The following is a 21,331-nucleotide window of genomic DNA, read 5'->3' on the forward strand; positions in this document are numbered from 1 at the left end:
TCATGGATGCTAAACAACGTATTGCGCGCCGCGTGGCGCAAGAGCTTCGCGACGGCGACGTGGTGAACTTAGGCATCGGCCTACCGACGATGGTCGCCAACTACCTGCCAGCCGATATTCACATCACCCTGCAGTCCGAGAATGGTTTCCTTGGTCTGGGGCCCGTCACCACTGCCCATCCCGATCTGGTGAACGCCGGTGGGCAGCCGTGCGGCATTTTGCCCGGCGCAGCCATGTTTGATAGCGCCATGTCATTCGCATTGATTCGCGGCGGCCATGTAGATGCCTGCGTCCTCGGCGGGTTACAGGTTGATGAACAGGCCAACCTCGCCAACTGGGTGGTTCCCGGTAAGATGGTGCCCGGCATGGGCGGTGCGATGGATCTGGTCACCGGCGCACGTAAAGTAATAATCGCCATGGAGCATTGCGCAAAAGACGGTTCAGCAAAAATTCTCCGTCACTGCACCATGCCGCTGACGGCCCAGCATGCGGTACATATGCTGGTCACTGAACTCGCCGTTTTCCGCTTCATCGACGGTAAAATGTGGCTGACAGAAATCGCGGAAGGCTGCGATATCGCCACCCTACGTGAAAAAACCGACGCACAATTCGATGTTGCTGCCGATCTGGTTATCCAGCGGGGTGACGCATGATTGGTCGCCTCTCTCGCTTTATGACGCGCGTGGTCAGCCGCTGGCTACCCGACCCGCTAATTTTTGCCATGCTGCTAACGTTACTGACCTTCGGCATCGCACTGTGGCTAACGCCGCAAACGCCGGTCAGCATGGTGCGATTTTGGGGTGACGGTTTCTGGAACCTGCTGGCGTTTGGTATGCAGATGGCGCTGATCATCGTCACCGGTCATGCGCTAGCCAGTTCAGGGCCGGTTAAAAGTTTGCTGCGTACGGCGGCATCTGCGGCTAAAACCCCCGCACAGGGGGTGATGCTGGTGACATTTTTCGGTTCAGTCGCCTGCGTAATTAACTGGGGTTTTGGTCTGGTGGTCGGTGCAATGTTTGCCCGCGAAGTCGCCCGTAGGGTTCCTGGATCCGACTATCCGTTGCTGATTGCCTGCGCCTACATCGGCTTTCTGACCTGGGGCGGCGGCTTCTCCGGCTCAATGCCCCTACTGGCGGCAACGCCGGGCAACCCCGTTGAACATATTGCCGGGTTAATTCCTGTCGGCGACACCCTGTTCACCGGCTTCAATGTCTTCATCACCGTGGCGCTGATTGTCGTCATGCCGTTTATCACTCGCATGATGACGCCAAAACCTTCAGATGTGGTGAGCATCGATCCGAAACTGTTACTGGAAGAAGCAGATTTTCAGAAGAAGCTGCCACCAGACGCGCCGCCATCGGAAAAGCTGGAAGAGAGCCGCATTCTGGCTCTGATCATCGGTGCATTAGGGATTGCCTATCTGGGCATCTATTTTGCCGAGAAAGGCTTCAACATCACCATTAATACCGTCAACCTGATGTTTATGATTGCCGGTCTGCTGCTGCACAAAACGCCAATGGCCTATATGCGTGCCGTCAGCGCCGCCGCCCGAAGCACCGCCGGAATTCTGGTGCAATTCCCCTTCTATGCCGGTATTCAGTTGATGATGGAGCACTCCGGTCTCGGTGGGCTCATTACCGAGTTTTTCATCAACGTTGCCAACAAAGATACCTTCCCGCTGATGACCTTCTTCAGTTCAGCACTGATTAACTTTGCCGTGCCGTCGGGCGGCGGTCACTGGGTTATTCAGGGTCCGTTCGTTATTCCCGCCGCGCAGGCGCTTGGCGCTGACCTCGGTAAATCCGTCATGGCTATCGCCTACGGCGAGCAGTGGATGAACATGGCGCAACCGTTTTGGGCGCTACCGGCACTGGCCATCGCCGGGCTGGGGGTTCGCGACATTATGGGCTACTGCATCACCGCCTTGATCTTCTCCGGCGTCATTTTCGTCATTGGATTGACCTTGTTCTGACGGCAACCACTTATTTAAGGGAACAGAAAAATGAAAAATTGTGTCATCGTCAGCGCGGCACGTACCGCAATCGGTAGCTTCAATGGCGCACTGGCCACCACCAGCGCCGTCGAACTCGGAGCAACCGTGATTAAAGCCGCACTTGAGCGCGCCCACCTTGATCCGCAGCAGGTCGACGAGGTGATCATGGGTAACGTGCTGCAGGCAGGTCTCGGGCAGAATCCGGCACGCCAGGCGCTGTTAAAAAGCGGCCTCTCAGATACCGTTTGCGGCTTTACCATTAATAAAGTCTGCGGCTCGGGCCTCAAAAGCGTGGCGCTTGCCGCTCAGGCAATTCAGGCCGGGCAGGCTCAGGCAATTGTCGCCGGCGGTATGGAAAATATGAGTCAGGCACCGTACTTGTTAGACGCTAAAGCCCGCTGGGGGTATCGCCTTGGCGACGGGCAGTTGTCCGATGTTATCCTGCGCGACGGTCTGATCTGCGCCGAGCAAGGCTACCATATGGGGATCACCGCTGAAAATGTCGCCCGCGAATACGGTATTAACCGCGAGATGCAGGATGAACTGGCGCTGACGTCGCAGCATAAAGCGGTATCGGCAATAGAATCGGGCGCGTTTCAGACGGAAATCGTCCCTGTGAGCGTGGTATCGCGGAAAAAAACAATCGTCTTTGATCGTGATGAATTCCCTAAAGCTGACACCACTGCGGAAGGTCTGGCTGCATTACGTCCCGCTTTCGACAAAACAGGAAGCGTCACCGCCGGAAATGCTTCGGGGATCAACGATGGCGCTGCGGCACTGGTTATCATGGAAGAATCGGCAGCGGTGGCAGCCGGACTGAAACCGCTGGCGCGTATCAAGGCCTATGCCAGCGGTGGCGTCGCACCTGCAATGATGGGCATGGGTCCGGTTCCGGCGACGCAAAAAGCGCTGCAACTGAGCGGGCTTCAATTGTCTGATATCGACCTGATTGAGGCCAATGAGGCGTTTGCCGCACAGTTTCTGGCAGTGGGGAAAATGCTGGGCTTTGATGCGCAAAAGGTGAATGTCAACGGCGGCGCAATCGCGCTTGGGCATCCTATCGGCGCCAGCGGGGCGCGTATTCTGGTCACGCTGCTACACGCGCTACAGGCACGGGATAAAACCCTTGGACTGGCTACGCTGTGCATCGGCGGCGGTCAGGGAATCGCAATGATTGTGGAAAGGATGAACTAAAAAAAAAGGGCCGGATTTCTCCGGCCCTTCTCATTACGACTTAATTACTCTTCTGCGTCATCCGCCGCATCGTCATCGCTTTCTGCTTCAGGCGCGATATCATCGTCCCCTTCCGCTGCGCTTCCGTCGATAGAATCCAGTTCTTCGTCATCAACCGGTTCAGCTACACGTTGCAGACCCACCACGTTTTCATCATCCGCCGTGCGGATGAGGATAACGCCCTGGGTGTTACGCCCAACCACGCTGATTTCCGACACGCGAGTACGCACCAACGTACCAGCATCGGTGATCATCATGATCTGGTCGCTATCGGTCACCTGCACCGCGCCAACAACGGAACCGTTGCGTTCGGTGACTTTGATGGAGATAACGCCCTGCGTCGCACGCGACTTGGTCGGATACTCTTCTGCCGCAGTACGCTTACCATAACCGTTTTGCGTCACGGTCAGGATAGCGCCTTCGCCACGTGGAATAATCAGAGAAACGACTTTGTCTTCGCCCGCCAGTTTGATACCACGTACGCCGGTCGCAGTACGACCCATCGCACGCACGGCGTCTTCTTTGAAGCGCACCACTTTACCCGCGGCAGAGAACAGCATCGCTTCGTCAGACCCGGAGGTCAGATCCACGCCAATCAGTTCGTCGCCTTCATTCAGGTTAACCGCAATAATACCGGCTGAACGTGGACGGCTGAACTCGGTCAGCGCCGTTTTCTTCACGGTACCGCTAGCGGTTGCCATAAAGACGTTCACGCCCTCTTCGTACTCGCGTACCGGCAGAATCGCGGTGATACGTTCGTTGGCTTCCAGCGGCAGCAGGTTGACGATTGGACGTCCACGCGCACCACGGCTCGCTTCCGGTAGCTGATAGACCTTCATCCAGTACAGACGACCCCGGCTGGAGAAGCACAGGATCGTGTCGTGGGTGTTGGCCACCAGCAGGCGGTCGATGAAGTCTTCTTCTTTAATTCGTGCTGCTGATTTACCTTTCCCGCCACGACGTTGTGCTTCGTAATCGGTTAACGGCTGATATTTAACGTAGCCCTGGTGAGACAAGGTCACGACAACATCTTCCTGGGTGATCAGATCTTCGATATTGATGTCAGCGCTGTTGGCGGTGATTTCAGTGCGACGCTCATCACCGAACTGCTCGCGAACCAGCTCCATCTCTTCACGGATCACTTCCATCAGGCGATCGGCGCTGCCCAGAATGTGCAGCAGTTCAGCGATCTGCTCCAGCAGCTCTTTGTATTCGTCGAGCAGTTTTTCATGCTCAAGGCCGGTCAGTTTCTGCAAGCGCAGATCCAAAATCGCCTGTGCTTGCTGTTCAGTCAGGTAGTACTGACCGTCACGCACGCCAAACTCAGGTTCCAGCCATTCAGGACGGGCAGCGTTATCACCGGCACGTTCCAGCATCGCCGACACGTTACCCAGCTCCCACGAACGGGCGACCAGTCCGGCTTTCGCTTCAGCCGGGGTCGGAGCACGACGGATCAGTTCGATGATCGGATCGATGTTGGCCAGTGCAATCGCCAGCGCTTCAAGGATGTGGGCGCGATCGCGGGCTTTACGCAGTTCAAAAATAGTACGGCGAGTAACCACTTCACGACGGTGACGCACAAACGCAGCGATAATATCTTTCAGGTTCATGATCTTCGGCTGACCATGGTGCAGCGCAACCATGTTAATACCGAAGGAAACCTGCAGCTGGGTCTGGGAGTAAAGGTTGTTGAGAACCACTTCCCCGACCGCGTCACGTTTGACTTCAATCACGATGCGCATACCGTCTTTATCAGACTCGTCACGCAGCGCGCTGATGCCTTCAACGCGTTTGTCTTTTACCAACTCGGCAATTTTCTCAATCAGGCGCGCTTTGTTCACCTGATACGGAATTTCGTGCACGATGATGGTTTCACGACCGGTTTTCGCGTCAGCTTCAACTTCCGCGCGAGCGCGGATGTACACTTTACCGCGACCAGTACGATAGGCTTCTTCAATACCACGACGACCGTTGATGATCGCGGCAGTCGGGAAGTCCGGGCCTGGAATGTGTTCCATCAGCCCTTCAATGCTGATGTCTTCATCGTCAATGTAGGCCAGACAACCGTTAATCACTTCTGTCAGGTTGTGCGGCGGAATGTTGGTCGCCATACCTACCGCGATACCGGACGAACCGTTCACCAGCAGGTTAGGAATTTTGGTCGGCATGACGTCCGGAATGCGTTCGGTGCCGTCATAGTTATCGACGAAATCAACCGTTTCTTTTTCCAGGTCAGCCATCAGCTCGTGGGCGATTTTCGACATACGGATTTCCGTATAACGCATCGCTGCGGCGGAGTCGCCATCGACAGAACCAAAGTTACCCTGACCATCCACCAGCATGTAACGCAGGGAGAATGGCTGCGCCATACGAACAATGGTGTCGTAAACGGCGGTATCACCATGAGGGTGGTATTTACCGATTACGTCACCAACGACACGGGCAGATTTTTTATAGGCTTTATTCCAGTCGTTGCCCAATACGTTCATGGCGTAAAGTACGCGACGGTGAACCGGCTTCAGGCCATCTCGGACGTCCGGCAGCGCACGGCCAACAATGACCGACATCGCATAATCCAGATACGAGCTCTTCAGCTCTTCCTCAATGTTGACCGGTGTAATTTCTCTCGCAAGGTCGCTCATCTAACCGCTATCCCTCTACTGTATCCCGGATTCAAAGGTCGCAAATTATAACACATCCGTGCAGATTCAGGTAAATGGATTCCCCCTGAGAGAGGCTTTATTCATCCCGCCAGGCTGATATACTCGTTTGTATTGCTAATTAAGGAGTAGAAGCCCCAATGAATGCCGAAAAAGCCCCGGTGACTCAGAACGTTGACCATGAAGAAATTGCCAAATTTGAAGCAGTCGCGTCGCGCTGGTGGGATCTTGAAGGTGAATTTAAGCCTCTGCACCGCATTAACCCGCTGCGTCTGGGTTATATCACCGAGCGCTCAGGCGGGCTGTTTGGTAAAAAAGTGCTCGACGTCGGCTGCGGCGGCGGCATTCTGGCTGAAAGCATGGCGCGCGAAGGCGCAACAGTCACCGGCCTGGATATGGGTTTTGAACCGCTACAGGTGGCAAAACTGCATGCGCTGGAAAGTGGCATTCAGGTGGAATACGTACAAGAAACTGTAGAACAACACGCCGAAAAACATGCACACCAGTATGACGTGGTGACCTGCATGGAAATGCTGGAACACGTACCGGATCCGCAGTCGGTGGTCAGAGCCTGCGCGCAGTTGGTGAAACCTGGCGGCGAGGTGTTTTTCTCCACGCTCAATCGCAACGGCAAGTCGTGGCTGATGGCAGTGGTTGGCGCGGAGTACATTCTGCGCATGGTGCCCAAAGGCACGCATGATGTGAAAAAATTTATTAAGCCTGCGGAATTGTTACAGTGGGTTGATCAGACAGTGTTAAAAGAGCGCCACATGACCGGCCTGCACTACAACCCGATCACCAACACCTTTAAGCTGGGTCCAGGCGTGGACGTGAACTATATGGTGCACACCACCGCGAAAGCCGAGTAACTTATCTGCACGCCTGATGACGTTTCGCTTATCAGGCGTACAAACTCTGTGCCAGATCATATAACGTAATCGCTCTTCGATGAAGAAATCAGCACTCGATCAAATTTTCTATTTTTTTTCTCGATTATTGACATCCTCGCCAGGCCTTATAAGACGCGCACTTAGCGATTATTACCCTTTTGCAACCTCAATTTAACGCCAAAATCAACTCTTGTACTGAAAAGAATCCCTACTAGAATACTCACCATATAGCGTCTATCTTATCAAACAACCCCTACATATAGTATTTATCCACAGACTTAGTCACAACATGGCACTGTGGATAATACGGGGGATATTTTTTTCTTTCACGGACAGGTAAAAAACCACATGAATCAGAGTCTGCTGGTGACAAAGCGTGATGGTAGTACAGAGCGCATCAATCTCGACAAAATCCACCGAGTTCTGGATTGGGCGGCAGAAGGACTGAATAACGTATCGATTTCTCAGGTCGAGCTTCGCTCCCACATTCAGTTTTATGACGGCATCAAGACTTCCGATATTCACGAAACGATTATCAAAGCCGCCGCCGATCTGATCTCCCGCGATGCACCGGATTATCAATATCTGGCCGCTCGTCTGGCGATTTTCCACCTGCGCAAGAAAGCCTACGGTGAGTTCGAACCGCCAAAACTGTATGACCATGTCGTTAAAATGGTTGAGATGGGCAAATACGACAATCATCTGCTGGAAGACTACACGGAAGAAGAGTTCAAGCAGATGGACTCGTTCATCGAACATGACCGCGATATGACCTTCTCCTATGCTGCCGTGAAGCAGTTAGAAGGCAAATATCTGGTACAAAACCGCGTCACCGGTGAAATTTACGAAAGCGCTCAGTTCCTCTATATTCTGGTAGCAGCTTGCCTGTTCTCGAACTACCCGCGTGAAACCCGTCTGGAATACGTTAAGCGTTTCTACGACGCCGTTTCGACGTTTAAAATTTCGCTGCCAACGCCAATCATGTCTGGCGTGCGTACCCCAACCCGTCAGTTCAGCTCTTGCGTGCTGATCGAGTGCGGCGACAGCCTGGACTCCATTAACGCGACCTCCAGCGCCATCGTGAAATACGTTTCCCAGCGCGCCGGTATCGGCATCAACGCTGGACGCATTCGTGCGCTGGGTAGCCCGATTCGCGGCGGTGAAGCGTTCCACACCGGCTGTATCCCGTTCTATAAGCACTTCCAGACTGCGGTGAAATCCTGCTCTCAGGGCGGCGTACGCGGCGGTGCGGCCACGCTGTTCTACCCGATGTGGCATCTGGAAGTTGAAAGCCTGCTGGTACTGAAAAACAACCGTGGCGTCGAGGGCAACCGCGTACGTCACATGGACTACGGCGTACAGATCAACAAGTTGATGTACACTCGCCTGCTGAAAGGCGGCGACATCACCCTGTTCAGCCCGTCTGACGTTCCGGGCCTGTACGACGCGTTCTTCGCCGATCAGGACGAATTCGAGCGCCTGTACACCCAATACGAAAACGATGACAGCATTCGTAAACAACGCGTAAAAGCGGTTGAGCTGTTCTCGCTGATGATGCAGGAACGCGCCTCTACCGGTCGTATCTACATTCAGAACGTTGACCACTGCAACACCCACAGCCCGTTTGATCCTGCTATCGCACCAGTGCGCCAGTCCAACCTGTGCCTGGAAATCGCGCTGCCGACCAAACCGCTGACCGACGTTAACGACGAAAACGGTGAAATTGCCCTGTGTACGCTGTCTGCCTTTAACCTCGGCGCTATCAACAGCCTCGACGAACTGGAAGAGCTGGCCGTGCTGGCGGTACGTGCACTGGATGCGCTGCTGGATTATCAGGATTATCCGATCCCGGCAGCTAAACGCGGTGCCATGGGTCGCCGTACGCTGGGTATTGGCGTGATCAACTACGCTTACTGGCTGGCGAAGAACGGTAAACGTTACTCTGACGGCAGCGCCAATAACCTGACCCACAAAACCTTTGAAGCCATTCAGTATTACCTGCTGAAAGCCTCGAATGAGCTGGCTAAAGAGCAAGGCGCGTGCCCGTGGTTTAACGAAACCACCTATGCCAAAGGTATTCTGCCGATCGATACCTACAAGAAAGATCTGGATGCCATCGTCAACGAACCGCTGCACCACGACTGGGAAGCGTTGCGTGAATCGATCAAGACTCACGGTCTGCGTAACTCCACACTCTCTGCTCTGATGCCGTCTGAGACCTCTTCGCAGATCTCCAACGCCACCAACGGCATTGAGCCACCGCGCGGTCACGTGAGTATCAAAGCCTCGAAAGATGGCATCCTGCGTCAGGTAGTACCGGATTACGAACACCTGAAAAATGCCTATGAGCTGCTGTGGGAAATGCCCAATAACGACGGCTACCTGCAACTGGTTGGCGTGATGCAGAAGTTTATCGATCAGTCGATTTCAGCCAATACCAACTACGATCCGTCCCGCTTCCCGTCAGGGAAAGTGCCGATGCAGCAATTGCTGAAAGACCTGCTCACCGCCTACAAATTTGGTGTCAAAACGCTGTATTATCAGAACACCCGCGACGGTGCTGAAGATACTCAGGATGATATGGTGCCGTCCATCCAGGACGATGGCTGCGAAAGCGGCGCATGTAAGATCTGATGAATAATGCCGGGTGGCGCTACGCTTACCCGGCCTACGATTGCACGGTTTGTAGGCCGGATAAGGTGCTTGCACCGCCATCCGGCGCTCATCCCACAAAGGATTCACATCAATGGCATACACCACTTTTTCACAGACGAAAAATGACCAGCTTCTGGAACCGATGTTCTTCGGCCAGCCGGTGAACGTCGCGCGCTATGATCAGCAAAAATATGACATCTTCGAAAAACTGATCGAAAAGCAGCTCTCTTTCTTCTGGCGTCCGGAAGAGGTCGATGTTTCTCGTGACCGCATTGACTTTCAGGCGCTGCCAGAACATGAAAAACACATTTTTATCAGCAACCTGAAGTACCAGACCTTACTGGACTCCATTCAGGGGCGCAGCCCGAACGTGGCGTTGTTGCCGCTGATCTCGATCCCTGAGCTAGAAACCTGGGTGGAAACGTGGGCCTTCTCCGAAACCATTCACTCACGCTCTTACACCCATATCATCCGTAACATTGTTAACGATCCGGCGGTGGTGTTTGACGATATCGTCACCAATGAGCAGATTCAGAAGCGTGCGGAAGGCATCTCCAGCTACTACGACGAGTTAATCGAGATGACCAGCTACTGGCATCTGCTGGGCGAAGGTACGCACACGGTCAATGGTAAGACGGTTGTCGTGAACCTGCGCGAGCTGAAGAAGAAACTGTATCTGTGCCTGATGAGCGTTAACGCACTGGAAGCGATCCGCTTCTACGTCAGCTTCGCCTGCTCTTTTGCTTTTGCCGAGCGCGAACTGATGGAAGGCAACGCGAAAATCATTCGCCTGATCGCCCGTGACGAAGCCCTGCACCTGACCGGGACCCAGCATATGCTGAACCTGTTGCGCAGCGGCGTAGACGATCCGGAAATGGCAGAGATTGCCGAAGAGTGTAAACAGGATTGCTACGACCTGTTCGTACAGGCCGCTGTGCAGGAAAAAGAGTGGGCTGATTACCTGTTCCGCGACGGTTCAATGATCGGTCTGAACAAAGATATTCTGTGCCAGTACGTCGAGTACATCACTAACATTCGTATGCAGGCCGTAGGGCTTGACCTGCCGTTCCAGACGCGTTCGAACCCCATTCCGTGGATCAACACCTGGCTGGTGTCCGATAACGTGCAGGTTGCACCGCAGGAAGTGGAAGTCAGCTCTTATCTGGTCGGGCAAATCGATGCCGAAGTCGATACCGACGATCTGAGTAATTTCCAGCTCTGATGGGCCGTATTACCCTGCGCATCTCTGGCACACAGCTGCTGTGCCAGGATGAACATCCTTCCCTGCTGGCCGCGCTTGAATCGCACAATGTTGAGGTCGAGTATCAATGTCGTGAAGGCTACTGCGGCTCCTGCCGTACCCGCCTGGTAGCGGGTCAGGTTGACTGGATTGCAGAGCCTTTGGCCTTTATTCAGCCGGGTGAGATACTGCCCTGCTGTTGCCGGGCAAAGGGTGACATTGAGATTGAGATGTAACGCCTAGTGAACTTCATGCGCGGAGACCAGCACCACGTCTCCGCGTTTTTTCATCTGCATGATGTACAGCGCCCCGGCAAGAACCACCAGCACGGCGCCGACCAGATAAATCGCCCGATACCCCACGCCTTCTACCATCATCCCCATAATAAATGCCCCAATCGCCATTCCCGCATCCATTGCGTTGAAAAAAAGCGAATTGGCGATGCCAATTTTATGCGGCTCCACCGCGCTAATAATTTGCGTCTGGAACACCGGTGTCACCGAGCCGTAGCCAATGCCAATCAGCCCTCCGGCAATAATCATCATGATGCTGCCGTGGGTATATCCAAGCACCACAAGCCCTACGGTAAAGGCGACCAGGCACGGGTAAACCACGTATTTCGGCCCTTTTTTATCACAAATATTGCCGGTAAACGTTCGGCAGATCATCAGGCAGACAGCGTAGCAAAGCAGAAAGTTACTGGCGGCGGCCATCAGATCCAGCTCGCGTGCATACAGCGCCAGGAAGGCAGATACCCCGGCGTAGGAAAAGGTCATGAAGAAGGTCACCATGGCAAAAGGCAAGGCGGCACGGTCAAACATGGCGGCAAACCCCAGCTTAGACTGCGAGCCATCGGCATGACGAATCACCGGCGGCACGGCAACAATCAATGACAGCACAATGCCCACCGCTGCTACCGCTGTACAAAGCCAGAACGCGGAAGTAAAGGCCTCCCAGCGCGCCATGTTCAGACCCACCCATGGCCCAACGACCATCGCCAGTCCCATAGCTAAAGAGAAAAAGCTGATGCCCTCCCCACGTCGGGAGGCCGGTATCAACCGCGCGGAAATCGTCCCTTTTACCGTAGTAATAACGCCAAACGTGACACCATGAAGCACCCGAATAAACAGCAGTGATTCAATTGAATGGCAGACAGGATACAGCGCAGTGACCACCAAAAAGGCCAGAGAAGAGAGCACCAGAATCGTTTTATTCGAATATTTTCCCACCCATTGTCCGGCAAACGGACGTACCACAATGGCGGCCCCCAAAAAGAAGGTGACTAATAAACCCGCCTTATCAGGGGTCGCATGGAGACGCTCCAGGATATAAATCGGCAACAGCGTCAGCAGGACATAAAAAACAAAAAAGATAATAAAGCTGATAATCGTGATGACCCAAAAATCTTTCGTCCATAATTTTTCTTTCATACTTGGCAACCTGTCCCGACGGCGCACGCAGGCAACGCTCAGAGCGACTGAACAACGGACAGGTGCGTCAAAATGTGAGTAGTACGGTAGAAAACCAGTATAATCAGGCTGGATTTATTAGAGAAATTAATCATTTTAATGATATTGATTAGAGATAACTAATGACATTAACCCAGATCCACGCCCTGCTGGCCGTGCTTGAGTACGGTGGTTTTACCGAAGCCAGCAAGCGGCTATACACCACCCAGTCCGCCGTCAGTCAGGCTATTTCGGCGCTGGAAGAAGAGTTAGGGGTTAATATTTTGATCCGCGAGCGGCGCAAAGATATTCAGCTCACCCCGGTAGGTATCCGGCTGCTCCCACATTTACGGACCATCATTGGACAAACGAATGCCGTAAAAGAGATCGCCGAACAGGAGAAACAAAACCCCGCCCGAACCTTGCACATCGGCTGTTTTCCCAGCGCCTGCGCCTGCATTTTGCCCGGTATCATCCGCTACTTTGAACAGCATCACCCCAACATCAAAATCATTCCCTATGAAGAGAACAGCAGTGCCATTATTGATTCGCTGCAAAGTGGAGGCATTGATGCGGGTTTTGTGCATTTTCCGGTCAGTGGCATGTACTGCGTGCCGGTTTATCGGGACAAATTCACCGTTGTTGTCCCCGAGGCTCACCCGCTGGCGGCCAAAGCCACAATCTCAGTAGAAGAACTGGTGGGAGAACCGCTGATTATCAGTAAAGGGCGCTATGAATTAAGCATCATGACGTTATTTAAAGAACAAGGTATTGAACCAATCATTAAGTACGAGTTCAACCACCCGGATACGGCAATCAGTTTTATTCGTCAGGGGCTGGGGATCGCATTGTTACCGGAGCTCACATTAAAGGCGGTTGGCGGGCAAATACGTTCGGTGGCGCTGGAGCCAACGTTTTATCGGCAAATATCATTACTGGCAAAAGAGCCGCCGGTAGATGGCAGCCCTTTATATTTACTGCAGGCATGTATGGAAACACTGACCGCAGACGGTCTGATCTAACCGTCGGGAATGCACCGGTGAAAAGGCCTGCAATATCATGCTATCGCAGGCCTGATACCGTTACTGCTTATGCAGGAACATCACCGCTTTGTCGGGGAAGTCGGTGAACAACCCGTCAACGCCCGCCTTGTTATACAGGATGTCATACAGCTGATTCACATCCGTCGCGTAGTCCGGCAGCTGATCGGCCCGCACAGTATAAGGATGCACCGTCATCTTGTTCTGATGCGCATCCTTCACCATCCCGGTCAACACGATGTTGCCTTTCTTCGACTTCTCATCGACCAGCATGTGATAGTCCGGGCCAATGCCATCCGCGTACTCAGCAACCTGCTTCATCGCGCCCGGTTTAAACATCCAGTCATAGTTGTAGTTAACCCAACTGCCGTCCGGTTTTTTCTCCTGGGTTTCATTCCAGTCGGTATAGGCAATCAGCTGCACCAGGTTGAGGTCCATCCCCATTTTGGGTTCCAGCTCATTCTTGATGCGCTTGAGTTCCGCCACATCAAAACTTTGCAGATAGACCTTATCCTGTTTGTCGCTGTAGCCGTACTTTTTCAGCACTTCCAGCGTCTTCGCAGCAATGTCCTTCCCTTCCTGGTGATGGAACCACGGCGCTTTAATTTCCGGATAGATACCGATGTTCTTACCGGTGGAATGATTTAATCCCTGAACAAACTCGATCTCTTCTTCGAACGTATGCACACGGAAATCAGATTTACCCATCGGGAAGCGCCCTGGGTAGGTCTGCACCTGTTTGCCATTTTCGATATCGAAACCTTCGGTAAATTTCAGCGATTTGATCTCATCCAGCGTAAAGTCGATAGCGTAGTAGCGACCATCTTTACGGGCGCGATCCGGGAAACGCTCGGCGACATCGGTGACCCGGTCAAGATAGTGGTCATGCAGAACGACCAGATGGTCGTCCTTGGTCATCACCAGATCCTGCTCGAGATAGTCCGCGCCCTGCGCATAGGCCATCGCTTTTGCCGGCAGCGTATGCTCCGGTAAATAGCCGCTGGCCCCACGGTGAGCAATCACAATCTTGTCTGCGGCGATGGCTGCGCTGCTGACCACCATACCGGTCAGCATTAACGCGACGCTAAGACTTTTCAATGTGGTTTTCATCTATTATCCCCCGTTACGCTTCAGTTCCATCTCTGCGTGATGGCGCTTTTCACCAAACATGACGACCACCAGCAGAATAACCGCCAGCACGCTGCCGCCAATCATCACCATAAAGCCACCGTCCCAGCCGAAGAAGTCAACGGTGTAACCGACAATGGCGCTCGCTGCCACAGAGCCGCCCAGGTAACCAAACAGCCCGGTAAAGCCTGCCGCCGTACCCGCCGCTTTTTTCGGTGCCAGTTCCAGCGCGTGCAGACCAATCAGCATGACCGGACCGTAGATCAGGAAGCCGATGATAATCATACATGCCATATCAACGTTCGGATTGCCCGCCGGGTTCATCCAGTAAACGATCGTTGCAATGGTCACCAGCGTCATGAAGAACACGCCGGTTGCGCCACGGTTGCCACGGAAGACTTTATCCGACATCCAGCCACACAGCAGGGTGCCCGGGATACCCGCATATTCATACAGGAAGTAGGCCCAGGAGGATTTATCCAGTGCGAAATGCTTCACTTCTTTCAGGTAGGTCGGCGACCAGTCGAGGATGCCGTAACGCAGTAAATAGACAAACACGTTGGCGATCGCGATGTACCACAGCAGTTTGTTTGGCAGCACGTACTGCATGAAGATCTGCTTCGCAGTCAGCTCTTCTTCGGCTTTTTCGCTGTAATCATCCGGATAGTCGTTCTTATACTCTTCAATCGGCGGCAAGCCACAGGACTGCGGCGTATCGCGCATCAGGGCAAAAGCAATCAGGGCGACAACAATCGCACCGAATGCCGGCATGTACAATGCCGCTTTCCAGTCGTTAAACCAGGCCATACCCAGCAGGAACAGCAGCGGAGGCAGACCACCACCGACGTTATGCGCGCAATTCCACACGGACACAATACCGCCACGCTCTTTCTGCGACCACCAGTGCACCATGGTACGACCGCACGGCGGCCACCCCATCCCCTGGAACCAGCCACACAGGAACAGCAGCACAAACATCACCGCGATACTGGACGTCGCCCACGGCACAAAGCCCATGAACAACATCACCGCCGCCGCCAGAATCAGACCGGCAGGCAGGAAAACGCGCGGATTCGAGCGGTCCGAAATGGACCCCATGATAAATTTCGAAAAACCATAGGCAATGGAAATACCGGATAACGCAAAACCCAGATCGCCACGGGAGAAACCCTGCTCAACCAGATATGGCATCGCCAGGGCAAAGTTCTTACGTACCAGATAGTACGCCGCATAACCAAAAAATATCCCCAAGAAAATCTGCCAGCGCAATCGACGATAGGTGGGATCGATTTCCGCTGCAGGTAAGCGCGCCGTATGTGACGCGGGTTTAAAAATGCTCAACATAGTATGTAGTCTCCGTGGCCGTCTTTTGTTCGAAGGAAACACTGTAAGTACGTCATCACGACGCAACCTCCCCCAGTGTGGCCGCGATGTTAAGGAAAGATTCAGCACAATAATGTGAAACACAGCACAGATTGTTACAGATTTATGACAAATGTTCATAAAGGCGCACGAAATCACGTTTCATTTTCGAATAATGAGCGATTATGCGCGAAATCAAACAATCCATGTTTTTTATGTGGCTAAATGATAAAAAAACGAACTGTGAGGAAAAACAATGAAAACTCGCGACTCGCAAACAAGTGACGTGATTATCATTGGTGGGGGAGCAACAGGTGCCGGGATCGCACGCGACTGTGCTCTGCGCGGATTGCGCGTCATCTTAGTAGAACGCCACGATATCGCTACCGGCGCGACGGGACGTAACCACGGCCTGCTGCACAGCGGTGCGCGCTATGCCGTCACTGACGCAGAATCTGCGCGTGAATGTATTAGCGAAAACCAAATTCTGAAACGTATCGCCCGCCACTGCGTAGAGCCTACGGACGGTCTGTTTATCACACTGCCGGAAGATGAACTCTCCTTCCAGGCCACCTTTATTCGTGCCTGCGAAGATGCGGGCATTCGTGCAGAAGCGATCGACCCTCAACAAGCGCGCATTATCGAGCCCGCGGTGAACCCGCAGTTGATTGGCGCAGTCAAAGTGCCAGACGGTACCGTGGATCCTTTCCGTTTAACCGCTGCCAACATGCTGGATGCCAGAGAGCATGGCGCGGTCATTCTGACGGCCCATGAAGTGACCGGGCTGATTCGTGAAGGTGCAACCGTCTGCGGCGTGAACGTTCGCAATCATCTCACCGGCGAGATGCAGTCCCTGCATGCGCCGGTGGTGGTGAACGCTGCCGGGATCTGGGGCCAGCGGATCGCGGAATATGCCGATCTGAGCATCCGCATGTTCCCGGCAAAAGGCTCGTTGTTGATCATGGATCATCGCATTAACCAGCATGTCATCAACCGCTGCCGTAAACCGTCGGATGCCGACATTCTGGTGCCTGGCGACACCATCTCGCTGATCGGCACCACCTCGCAACATATTGATTACGATGATATCGACAGCAACCGCGTCACCGCTGAAGAGGTGGATGTCCTGCTGCGTGAAGGGGAGAAGCTGGCGCCGATTATGGCGAAAACGCGCATTTTACGCGCCTACTCCGGCGTGCGTCCGCTGGTGGCCAGCGACAATGATCCAAGCGGTCGTAACGTCAGCCGCGGCATTGTGTTGTTCGATCATGCTGAACGCGACGGTCTGGATGGCTTTATCACCATTACCGGCGGCAAACTGATGACCTACCGCTTGATGGCTGAATGGGCCACCGACGCTGTTTGCCGCAAGCTGGGTAACACTCGCCCTTGCACCACAGCGGACGTCGCGCTGCCAGGTTCGCAGGAATCGACCGAGCATACGCTTAAGCGCGTGATCTCGTTGCCCGCACCACTACGCGGCTCGGCAGTCTACCGTCACGGCGATCGCACCCCAGTCTGGCTGAGCGAAGGTCGTCAGCATCGCAGCCTGGTCTGCGAGTGCGAGGCGGTCACCGCAGGCGAAGTCCAATACGCCGTGGAAAATTTAACCGTCAACAGCCTGCTGGACTTGCGCCGCCGTACTCGCGTCGGGATGGGGACATGCCAGGGCGAACTGTGCGCCTGCCGCGCCGCAGGGTTACTGCAACGTTTTAATGTTACCACCGCCGCGCAGTCCATCACCCAGCTCTCCGAGTTTCTCAACGAACGCTGGAAAGGCGTGCAGCCGATTGCCTGGGGAGACGCACTGCGCGAAAGCGAGTTCACGCGCTGGGTGTATCAGGGGTTATGCGGTCTGGAAAAGGAGCACCAGGATGAAATTTGATACCGTCATTATCGGCGGCGGTCTCGCCGGACTGCTGTGCGGTCTGCAACTGCAAAAAAGCGGGTTACGCTGCGCGATTGTTACCCGTGGCCAAAGCGCCCTGCATTTTTCCTCCGGCTCGCTGGATTTACTCAGCACGCTGCCTGATGGACAGCCGGTGAGCGATATCGATGCAGGTCTGAACGCACTGCGCACTCAGGCCCCCTTGCACCCTTATAGCCTTATCGGTACGCAAAACGTCCTGTCACTGGCGCAGCAGGCGCAAACCCTGTTGAAAGAATCCGGTGCTCAGTTGCAGGGCGAGGTACATCAGATACATCAGCGCGTAACGCCGCTGGGGACCTTGCGCTCAACCTGGCTCAGTTCGCCGGAAGTACCGGTCTGGCCGCTGTCTGCTCAGCGTATCTGCGTGGTGGGCATCAGCGGGCTACTGGATTTTCAGGCACACCTCGCGGCGGCCTCGCTGAGCCAGCGTAACCTCAGCGTCGACACCGCAGAAATCGAGCTGCCGGAACTGGATGTTCTGCGCGACAACCCCACCGAGTTTCGCGCGGTTAACATCGCACGCCTGCTGGATAACGAAGATAAATGGCCACTGCTCTGTGACGCGTTGCTGCCAATAGCAAAAACCTGCGACATGATTATTATGCCAGCCTGCTTCGGTCTCACCGATTCCCGGCTCTGGCAGTGGCTCAACGAGCGTCTGCCCTGCTCGCTGATGCTGTTACCCACCTTACCGCCTTCTGTTCTCGGCATGCGCCTGCACAATCAATTACAGCGTCAGTTTGTACGCCAGGGCGGCGTGTGGATGCCCGGTGACGAGGTGAAAAAAGTCACCTGTCAGGACGGTGTGGTAAGTGAAGTGTGGACCCGCAATCATGCTGATATTCCATTGCGTCCACGTTTTGCCGTGCTCGCCAGCGGCAGTTTCTTCAGCAGCGGACTGGTGGCAACACGCGAGGCTGTCCACGAGCCGATCCTCGGCCTGGATGTCCAGCAAACAGAGACCCGTGCGCAGTGGTATCAGCGCGACGTCTTCGACCCGCAGCCGTGGCAACAATTTGGTGTGAATACTGATGACACCCTGCGCCCAACGCTTGCGGGAAAAACGGTAGAGAACCTGTTTGCCATCGGATCGGTGCTTGGCGGTTTTGACCCTATCGCCCAGGGTTGCGGAGGCGGCGTGAGCGCAGTCAGCGCCTTGCATGCCGCACATCATATTGCGAAACGAGCAGGAGGCCAGCAATGAGCGACACACGTTTTGAAAGTTGTATCAAATGCACGGTATGCACCACTGCCTGCCCGGTCAGCCGCGTCAATCCGAGCTACCCAGGCCCTAAACAGGCCGGGCCGGACGGGGAACGTCTGCGTCTAAAAGACGGTGCGTTATACGATGATGCGCTGAAATACTGTATCAACTGCAAACGCTGCGAAGTCGCCTGCCCGTCAGATGTTAAAATTGGCGATATCATCCAGCGCGCGCGCGCCAAATATGACACCACCCGCCCGTCGCTGCGCAACTTTGTCTTAAGCCATACCGATTTGATGGGCAGCGTTTCCACGCCGTTCGCGCCGATCGTCAATACCGCCACCTCGCTGAAGCCCGTGCGTCAGCTGCTCGATTACGCGTTAAAAATCGATCATCGCCGGACGCTGCCAAAATACTCCTTTGGTACCTTCCGCCGCTGGTACCGCAGCGTTGCCGCACAGCAGGCGCAGTATCAGGATCAGGTCGCCTTTTTTCACGGCTGCTTTGTGAACTATAACCATCCGCAGCTTGGCAAAGACCTGATTAAAGTGCTGAATGCGATGGGGACCGGCGTACAGTTGCTGAGTAAAGAGAAGTGCTGCGGCGTGCCGCTGATCGCCAACGGTTTTACCGATAAGGCACGTAAGCAGGCGGTCAGCAACGTGGCCTCGCTCAGAGAAGCCATTGACGGAAAAGGTATTCCGGTGCTTGCCACCTCATCAACCTGTACCTTTGCGCTTCGCGATGAATATCCCGAAGTGCTGGATGTCGACAACACGGGCCTGCGTGAACATATTGAGCTGGCCACCCGTTGGCTGTGGCGCAAACTGGACGGCGGGCAAACGCTGCCGCTAAAAACACTGCCGCTGAAGGTGGTCTACCATACCCCCTGCCATATGGAGAAAATGGGCTGGACGCTCTACACGCTGGAGCTGCTGCGTCAAATTCCTGGTCTGGAACTGACGGTGCTGGATTCCCAGTGCTGCGGCATCGCCGGGACCTACGGCTTTAAAAAGGAAAACTACCCCACGTCGCAATCCATTGGCGCCCCGCTGTTCCGCCAGATCGAAGAAAGCGGAGCCGATATCGTCGTCACCGACTGCGAAACCTGCAAATGGCAGATTGAGATGTCCACCAGCAAGCGCTGTGAGCATCCAATAACCCTGCTGGCACAGGCGTTAGGCTAACTAACCAAGCCTACATCCCAATTGTAGGCCGATAAGCGAAATGCCATCGGGCAAAACATCTGCCGGATGGCAGCGTAAAACGCCTTATCCGGCCTACAAAATCTTCGCCATCAGGCAATAACAAACTATACGGTCAGTGATTCAACCACGTCAATCCAGCCATGCTCGGTGGCAATATCCTGATCGTTAAGCCAACGGCGCAGCATATTCAGAGCCATCATGGCACACACTTCCTGACGCACCGGCAAGCTGTAGCGACTAGCGCTAAGTCGTACGCGTAATGCATGCGTGCCCTCAGACGTTGCCAGCGCAAAGTTAATATGTTCGTTTTCGAAACCCGATACCGCCAGCGCCAAATCTGCGTAATGATTGCCGCGTCGCTCGGTTATCCAGTGCGCGGTTTGCGCCAGCGTTTCCTCCTGAGAGGGCACCACTTCACTGGCCAACAGCGGGGCGTTGGCGCGAGAAAGCTGGAGAGCGACCAGGCCCGCGGTAAACTGTTCGCTGAGCGTCAGGCTGTATTGCCGTTCCTGCAACGTGCGTGCAATTTGCGCGGGCAGCCCTTCCGTGCCTTCAAAAATCATATTCTGCCCGGCAACCCGCTTCACCTCCGGCCAGAGCGCCAGCATCGCTTCACGTTGGGAATCCGGCCCGGTAAGCTTCAACTCGATAATCGGCATTGATGAGCGATACCCCATCGTGACCCCGGCAGGCAAAGGCAGCGGATCCAAACTTTGCGCCAGCTCGCTTTCAGAACGGCCAAAGGTGGTTAGTCGCAGGCATAGCGGGGGTTGGGAGAGTGAGAATCGCTCCCGCAGACGCGGTAGGATCTCATGTTCGATCATCACTTTAAACTCTGACGGAACGCCCGGCGTAAAGAACATCAAACAGCGGTTGAGCTTCACGGCGAATCCACAGGCGGTACCCACTGGGTTATTGATAAACTCGGCGCTGGCAGGTAATTCAGCTTGCTTACGGTTACTCGGTGCCATAATACGACCGCGTTCGCGGAAGTAATGCTCCATCTGAGCAAGCCATGCCTCGTGCAGCACCAGCTCTTCACCTTTTGCCGTTGCCGCAGCCAGCGCGCTCAAATCATCGCTGGTTGGCCCTAAGCCACCGTTCACAATCAATACATCGGCATGTTCGCTGCGTTCGCGCAAAATGGCGACCAGGTCGTCGAGATTGTCGCCCACCGTGTTGCGGCGTGTTAACGGTAATCCCTGATTGAAGAAAAAATCAGCCAGCCAGGCGGCATTGGTGTCGACGATCTGGCCGTGCAACACTTCATCCCCGGTGGATAGCATCTCCACGTTTAACATTGTGTTCTCCTGCTTATGCAATCAAAACACTATAACGCA

At 54.4% G+C, this 21,331-nt stretch carries 16 protein-coding genes; 11 read left to right on the top strand and 5 right to left on the bottom strand.

The annotated features are described in order from the left end of the window. The first annotated feature begins 2 nt into the window (after positions 1-2). Genes FDW98_RS12065 through FDW98_RS12075 form a run of 3 tightly spaced genes read left to right on the top strand, consistent with a single transcriptional unit; the run spans position 3 to position 3,187 of the window. A complete protein-coding gene (locus FDW98_RS12065) occupies positions 3-653 on the top strand; it encodes a 3-oxoacid CoA-transferase subunit B (RefSeq protein WP_096756413.1) in 651 nt (216 codons plus the stop codon). Next, on the top strand, positions 650-1,972 hold the full coding sequence (locus FDW98_RS12070) for a TIGR00366 family protein (RefSeq protein ID WP_096756412.1): 1,323 nt from the start codon (positions 650-652) through the stop codon (positions 1,970-1,972). The genes FDW98_RS12065 and FDW98_RS12070 overlap by 4 nt, the downstream gene beginning before the upstream one ends. 30 nt (positions 1,973-2,002) lie before the next feature. After that, positions 2,003-3,187, top strand: coding sequence for an acetyl-CoA C-acetyltransferase (locus FDW98_RS12075; RefSeq protein WP_096756411.1), 1,185 nt, complete (start codon positions 2,003-2,005; stop codon positions 3,185-3,187). A 44-nt stretch (positions 3,188-3,231) separates the two neighbouring features. Here the strand turns inward: FDW98_RS12075 and gyrA are convergent, their stop codons facing one another. Beyond that, a complete protein-coding gene (gyrA, locus tag FDW98_RS12080) occupies positions 3,232-5,868 on the bottom strand; it encodes a DNA topoisomerase (ATP-hydrolyzing) subunit A (RefSeq protein ID WP_096756410.1) in 2,637 nt (878 codons plus the stop codon). A gap of 158 nt (positions 5,869-6,026) precedes the next feature. Here gyrA and ubiG point away from each other — a divergent pair, with 158 nt between their 5' ends. The 4 genes from ubiG to yfaE all read left to right on the top strand — a co-directional run bounded on the left by ubiG (position 6,027) and on the right by yfaE (position 10,907). Next, on the top strand, positions 6,027-6,755 hold the full coding sequence (gene ubiG / locus FDW98_RS12085; RefSeq protein ID WP_096756409.1) for a bifunctional 2-polyprenyl-6-hydroxyphenol methylase/3-demethylubiquinol 3-O-methyltransferase UbiG: 729 nt from the start codon (positions 6,027-6,029) through the stop codon (positions 6,753-6,755). A gap of 369 nt (positions 6,756-7,124) precedes the next feature. Beyond that, the gene (nrdA, locus tag FDW98_RS12090; RefSeq protein ID WP_096756408.1) at positions 7,125-9,410 is read left to right on the top strand and encodes a class 1a ribonucleoside-diphosphate reductase subunit alpha; all 2,286 of its coding nucleotides are present in this window, start codon (positions 7,125-7,127) and stop codon (positions 9,408-9,410) included. Positions 9,411-9,522: 112 nt separating this feature from the next. Beyond that, positions 9,523-10,653, top strand: a complete 1,131-nt coding sequence (gene nrdB, locus FDW98_RS12095; protein ID WP_096756407.1) for a class Ia ribonucleoside-diphosphate reductase subunit beta — start codon at positions 9,523-9,525, stop codon at positions 10,651-10,653. Then, positions 10,653-10,907, top strand: a complete 255-nt coding sequence (gene yfaE, locus FDW98_RS12100) for a ferredoxin-like diferric-tyrosyl radical cofactor maintenance protein YfaE (RefSeq protein ID WP_096756406.1) — start codon at positions 10,653-10,655, stop codon at positions 10,905-10,907. Before nrdB ends, yfaE begins: the two co-directional genes overlap by 1 nt. A gap of 3 nt (positions 10,908-10,910) precedes the next feature. Here yfaE and FDW98_RS12105 read toward each other — a convergent pair whose 3' ends face one another. After that, positions 10,911-12,101, bottom strand: a complete 1,191-nt coding sequence (locus FDW98_RS12105; RefSeq protein WP_137398853.1) for an MFS transporter — start codon at positions 12,099-12,101, stop codon at positions 10,911-10,913. A gap of 161 nt (positions 12,102-12,262) precedes the next feature. Here FDW98_RS12105 and FDW98_RS12110 point away from each other — a divergent pair, with 161 nt between their 5' ends. Then, positions 12,263-13,141, top strand: a complete 879-nt coding sequence (locus FDW98_RS12110) for a LysR family transcriptional regulator (protein WP_096756404.1) — start codon at positions 12,263-12,265, stop codon at positions 13,139-13,141. A 60-nt stretch (positions 13,142-13,201) separates the two neighbouring features. Here the strand turns inward: FDW98_RS12110 and glpQ are convergent, their stop codons facing one another. Together glpQ and glpT are read right to left on the bottom strand one after the other, a co-directional pair. Continuing rightward, positions 13,202-14,269: a glycerophosphodiester phosphodiesterase gene (glpQ, locus tag FDW98_RS12115; protein WP_096756403.1), complete on the bottom strand. Its 1,068-nt coding sequence runs from the start codon at positions 14,267-14,269 to the stop codon at positions 13,202-13,204. A gap of 3 nt (positions 14,270-14,272) precedes the next feature. Next, positions 14,273-15,631, bottom strand: a complete 1,359-nt coding sequence (gene glpT / locus FDW98_RS12120) for a glycerol-3-phosphate transporter (protein ID WP_096756402.1) — start codon at positions 15,629-15,631, stop codon at positions 14,273-14,275. Positions 15,632-15,905: 274 nt separating this feature from the next. Here glpT and glpA point away from each other — a divergent pair, with 274 nt between their 5' ends. From glpA to glpC, 3 genes are read left to right on the top strand one after another with little or no spacing between them, the layout of a single operon-like run. Then, positions 15,906-17,534, top strand: coding sequence for an anaerobic glycerol-3-phosphate dehydrogenase subunit A (gene glpA, locus FDW98_RS12125; RefSeq protein WP_096756401.1), 1,629 nt, complete (start codon positions 15,906-15,908; stop codon positions 17,532-17,534). Then, positions 17,524-18,783, top strand: a complete 1,260-nt coding sequence (gene glpB, locus FDW98_RS12130) for a glycerol-3-phosphate dehydrogenase subunit GlpB (protein WP_096756400.1) — start codon at positions 17,524-17,526, stop codon at positions 18,781-18,783. The genes glpA and glpB overlap by 11 nt, the downstream gene beginning before the upstream one ends. Continuing rightward, positions 18,780-19,970 (top strand): anaerobic glycerol-3-phosphate dehydrogenase subunit GlpC, encoded by a 1,191-nt coding sequence (gene glpC, locus FDW98_RS12135; protein WP_096756399.1) that lies wholly within the window; start codon positions 18,780-18,782, stop codon positions 19,968-19,970. The genes glpB and glpC overlap by 4 nt, the downstream gene beginning before the upstream one ends. 125 nt (positions 19,971-20,095) lie before the next feature. Here glpC and FDW98_RS12140 read toward each other — a convergent pair whose 3' ends face one another. Continuing rightward, complete coding sequence (locus tag FDW98_RS12140; RefSeq protein WP_096756398.1) at positions 20,096-21,292, bottom strand: nicotinamide mononucleotide deamidase-related protein YfaY; 1,197 nt, start codon at positions 21,290-21,292, stop codon at positions 20,096-20,098. Positions 21,293-21,331 lie beyond the last annotated feature (39 nt).

The sequence above is a fragment of the Citrobacter sp. wls711 genome, assembly GCF_005281055.1.
Taxonomy (GTDB): Bacteria; Pseudomonadota; Gammaproteobacteria; order Enterobacterales; family Enterobacteriaceae; genus Citrobacter; species Citrobacter gillenii.

Bases quoted from the DNA above. Each gene is read 5' to 3' on its own strand.
- FDW98_RS12065 (WP_096756413.1), top strand. From the start codon at position 3: ATGGATGCTAAACAACGTATTGCGCGCCGCGTGGCGCAAGAGCTTCGC.
- FDW98_RS12070 (WP_096756412.1), top strand. From the start codon at position 650: ATGATTGGTCGCCTCTCTCGCTTTATGACGCGCGTGGTCAGCCGCTGG.
- FDW98_RS12075 (WP_096756411.1), top strand. From the start codon at position 2,003: ATGAAAAATTGTGTCATCGTCAGCGCGGCACGTACCGCAATCGGTAGC.
- gyrA (WP_096756410.1), bottom strand. From the start codon at position 5,868: ATGAGCGACCTTGCGAGAGAAATTACACCGGTCAACATTGAGGAAGAG.
- ubiG (WP_096756409.1), top strand. From the start codon at position 6,027: ATGAATGCCGAAAAAGCCCCGGTGACTCAGAACGTTGACCATGAAGAA.
- nrdA (WP_096756408.1), top strand. From the start codon at position 7,125: ATGAATCAGAGTCTGCTGGTGACAAAGCGTGATGGTAGTACAGAGCGC.
- nrdB (WP_096756407.1), top strand. From the start codon at position 9,523: ATGGCATACACCACTTTTTCACAGACGAAAAATGACCAGCTTCTGGAA.
- yfaE (WP_096756406.1), top strand. From the start codon at position 10,653: ATGGGCCGTATTACCCTGCGCATCTCTGGCACACAGCTGCTGTGCCAG.
- FDW98_RS12105 (WP_137398853.1), bottom strand. From the start codon at position 12,101: ATGAAAGAAAAATTATGGACGAAAGATTTTTGGGTCATCACGATTATC.
- FDW98_RS12110 (WP_096756404.1), top strand. From the start codon at position 12,263: ATGACATTAACCCAGATCCACGCCCTGCTGGCCGTGCTTGAGTACGGT.
- glpQ (WP_096756403.1), bottom strand. From the start codon at position 14,269: ATGAAAACCACATTGAAAAGTCTTAGCGTCGCGTTAATGCTGACCGGT.
- glpT (WP_096756402.1), bottom strand. From the start codon at position 15,631: ATGTTGAGCATTTTTAAACCCGCGTCACATACGGCGCGCTTACCTGCA.
- glpA (WP_096756401.1), top strand. From the start codon at position 15,906: ATGAAAACTCGCGACTCGCAAACAAGTGACGTGATTATCATTGGTGGG.
- glpB (WP_096756400.1), top strand. From the start codon at position 17,524: ATGAAATTTGATACCGTCATTATCGGCGGCGGTCTCGCCGGACTGCTG.
- glpC (WP_096756399.1), top strand. From the start codon at position 18,780: ATGAGCGACACACGTTTTGAAAGTTGTATCAAATGCACGGTATGCACC.
- FDW98_RS12140 (WP_096756398.1), bottom strand. From the start codon at position 21,292: ATGTTAAACGTGGAGATGCTATCCACCGGGGATGAAGTGTTGCACGGC.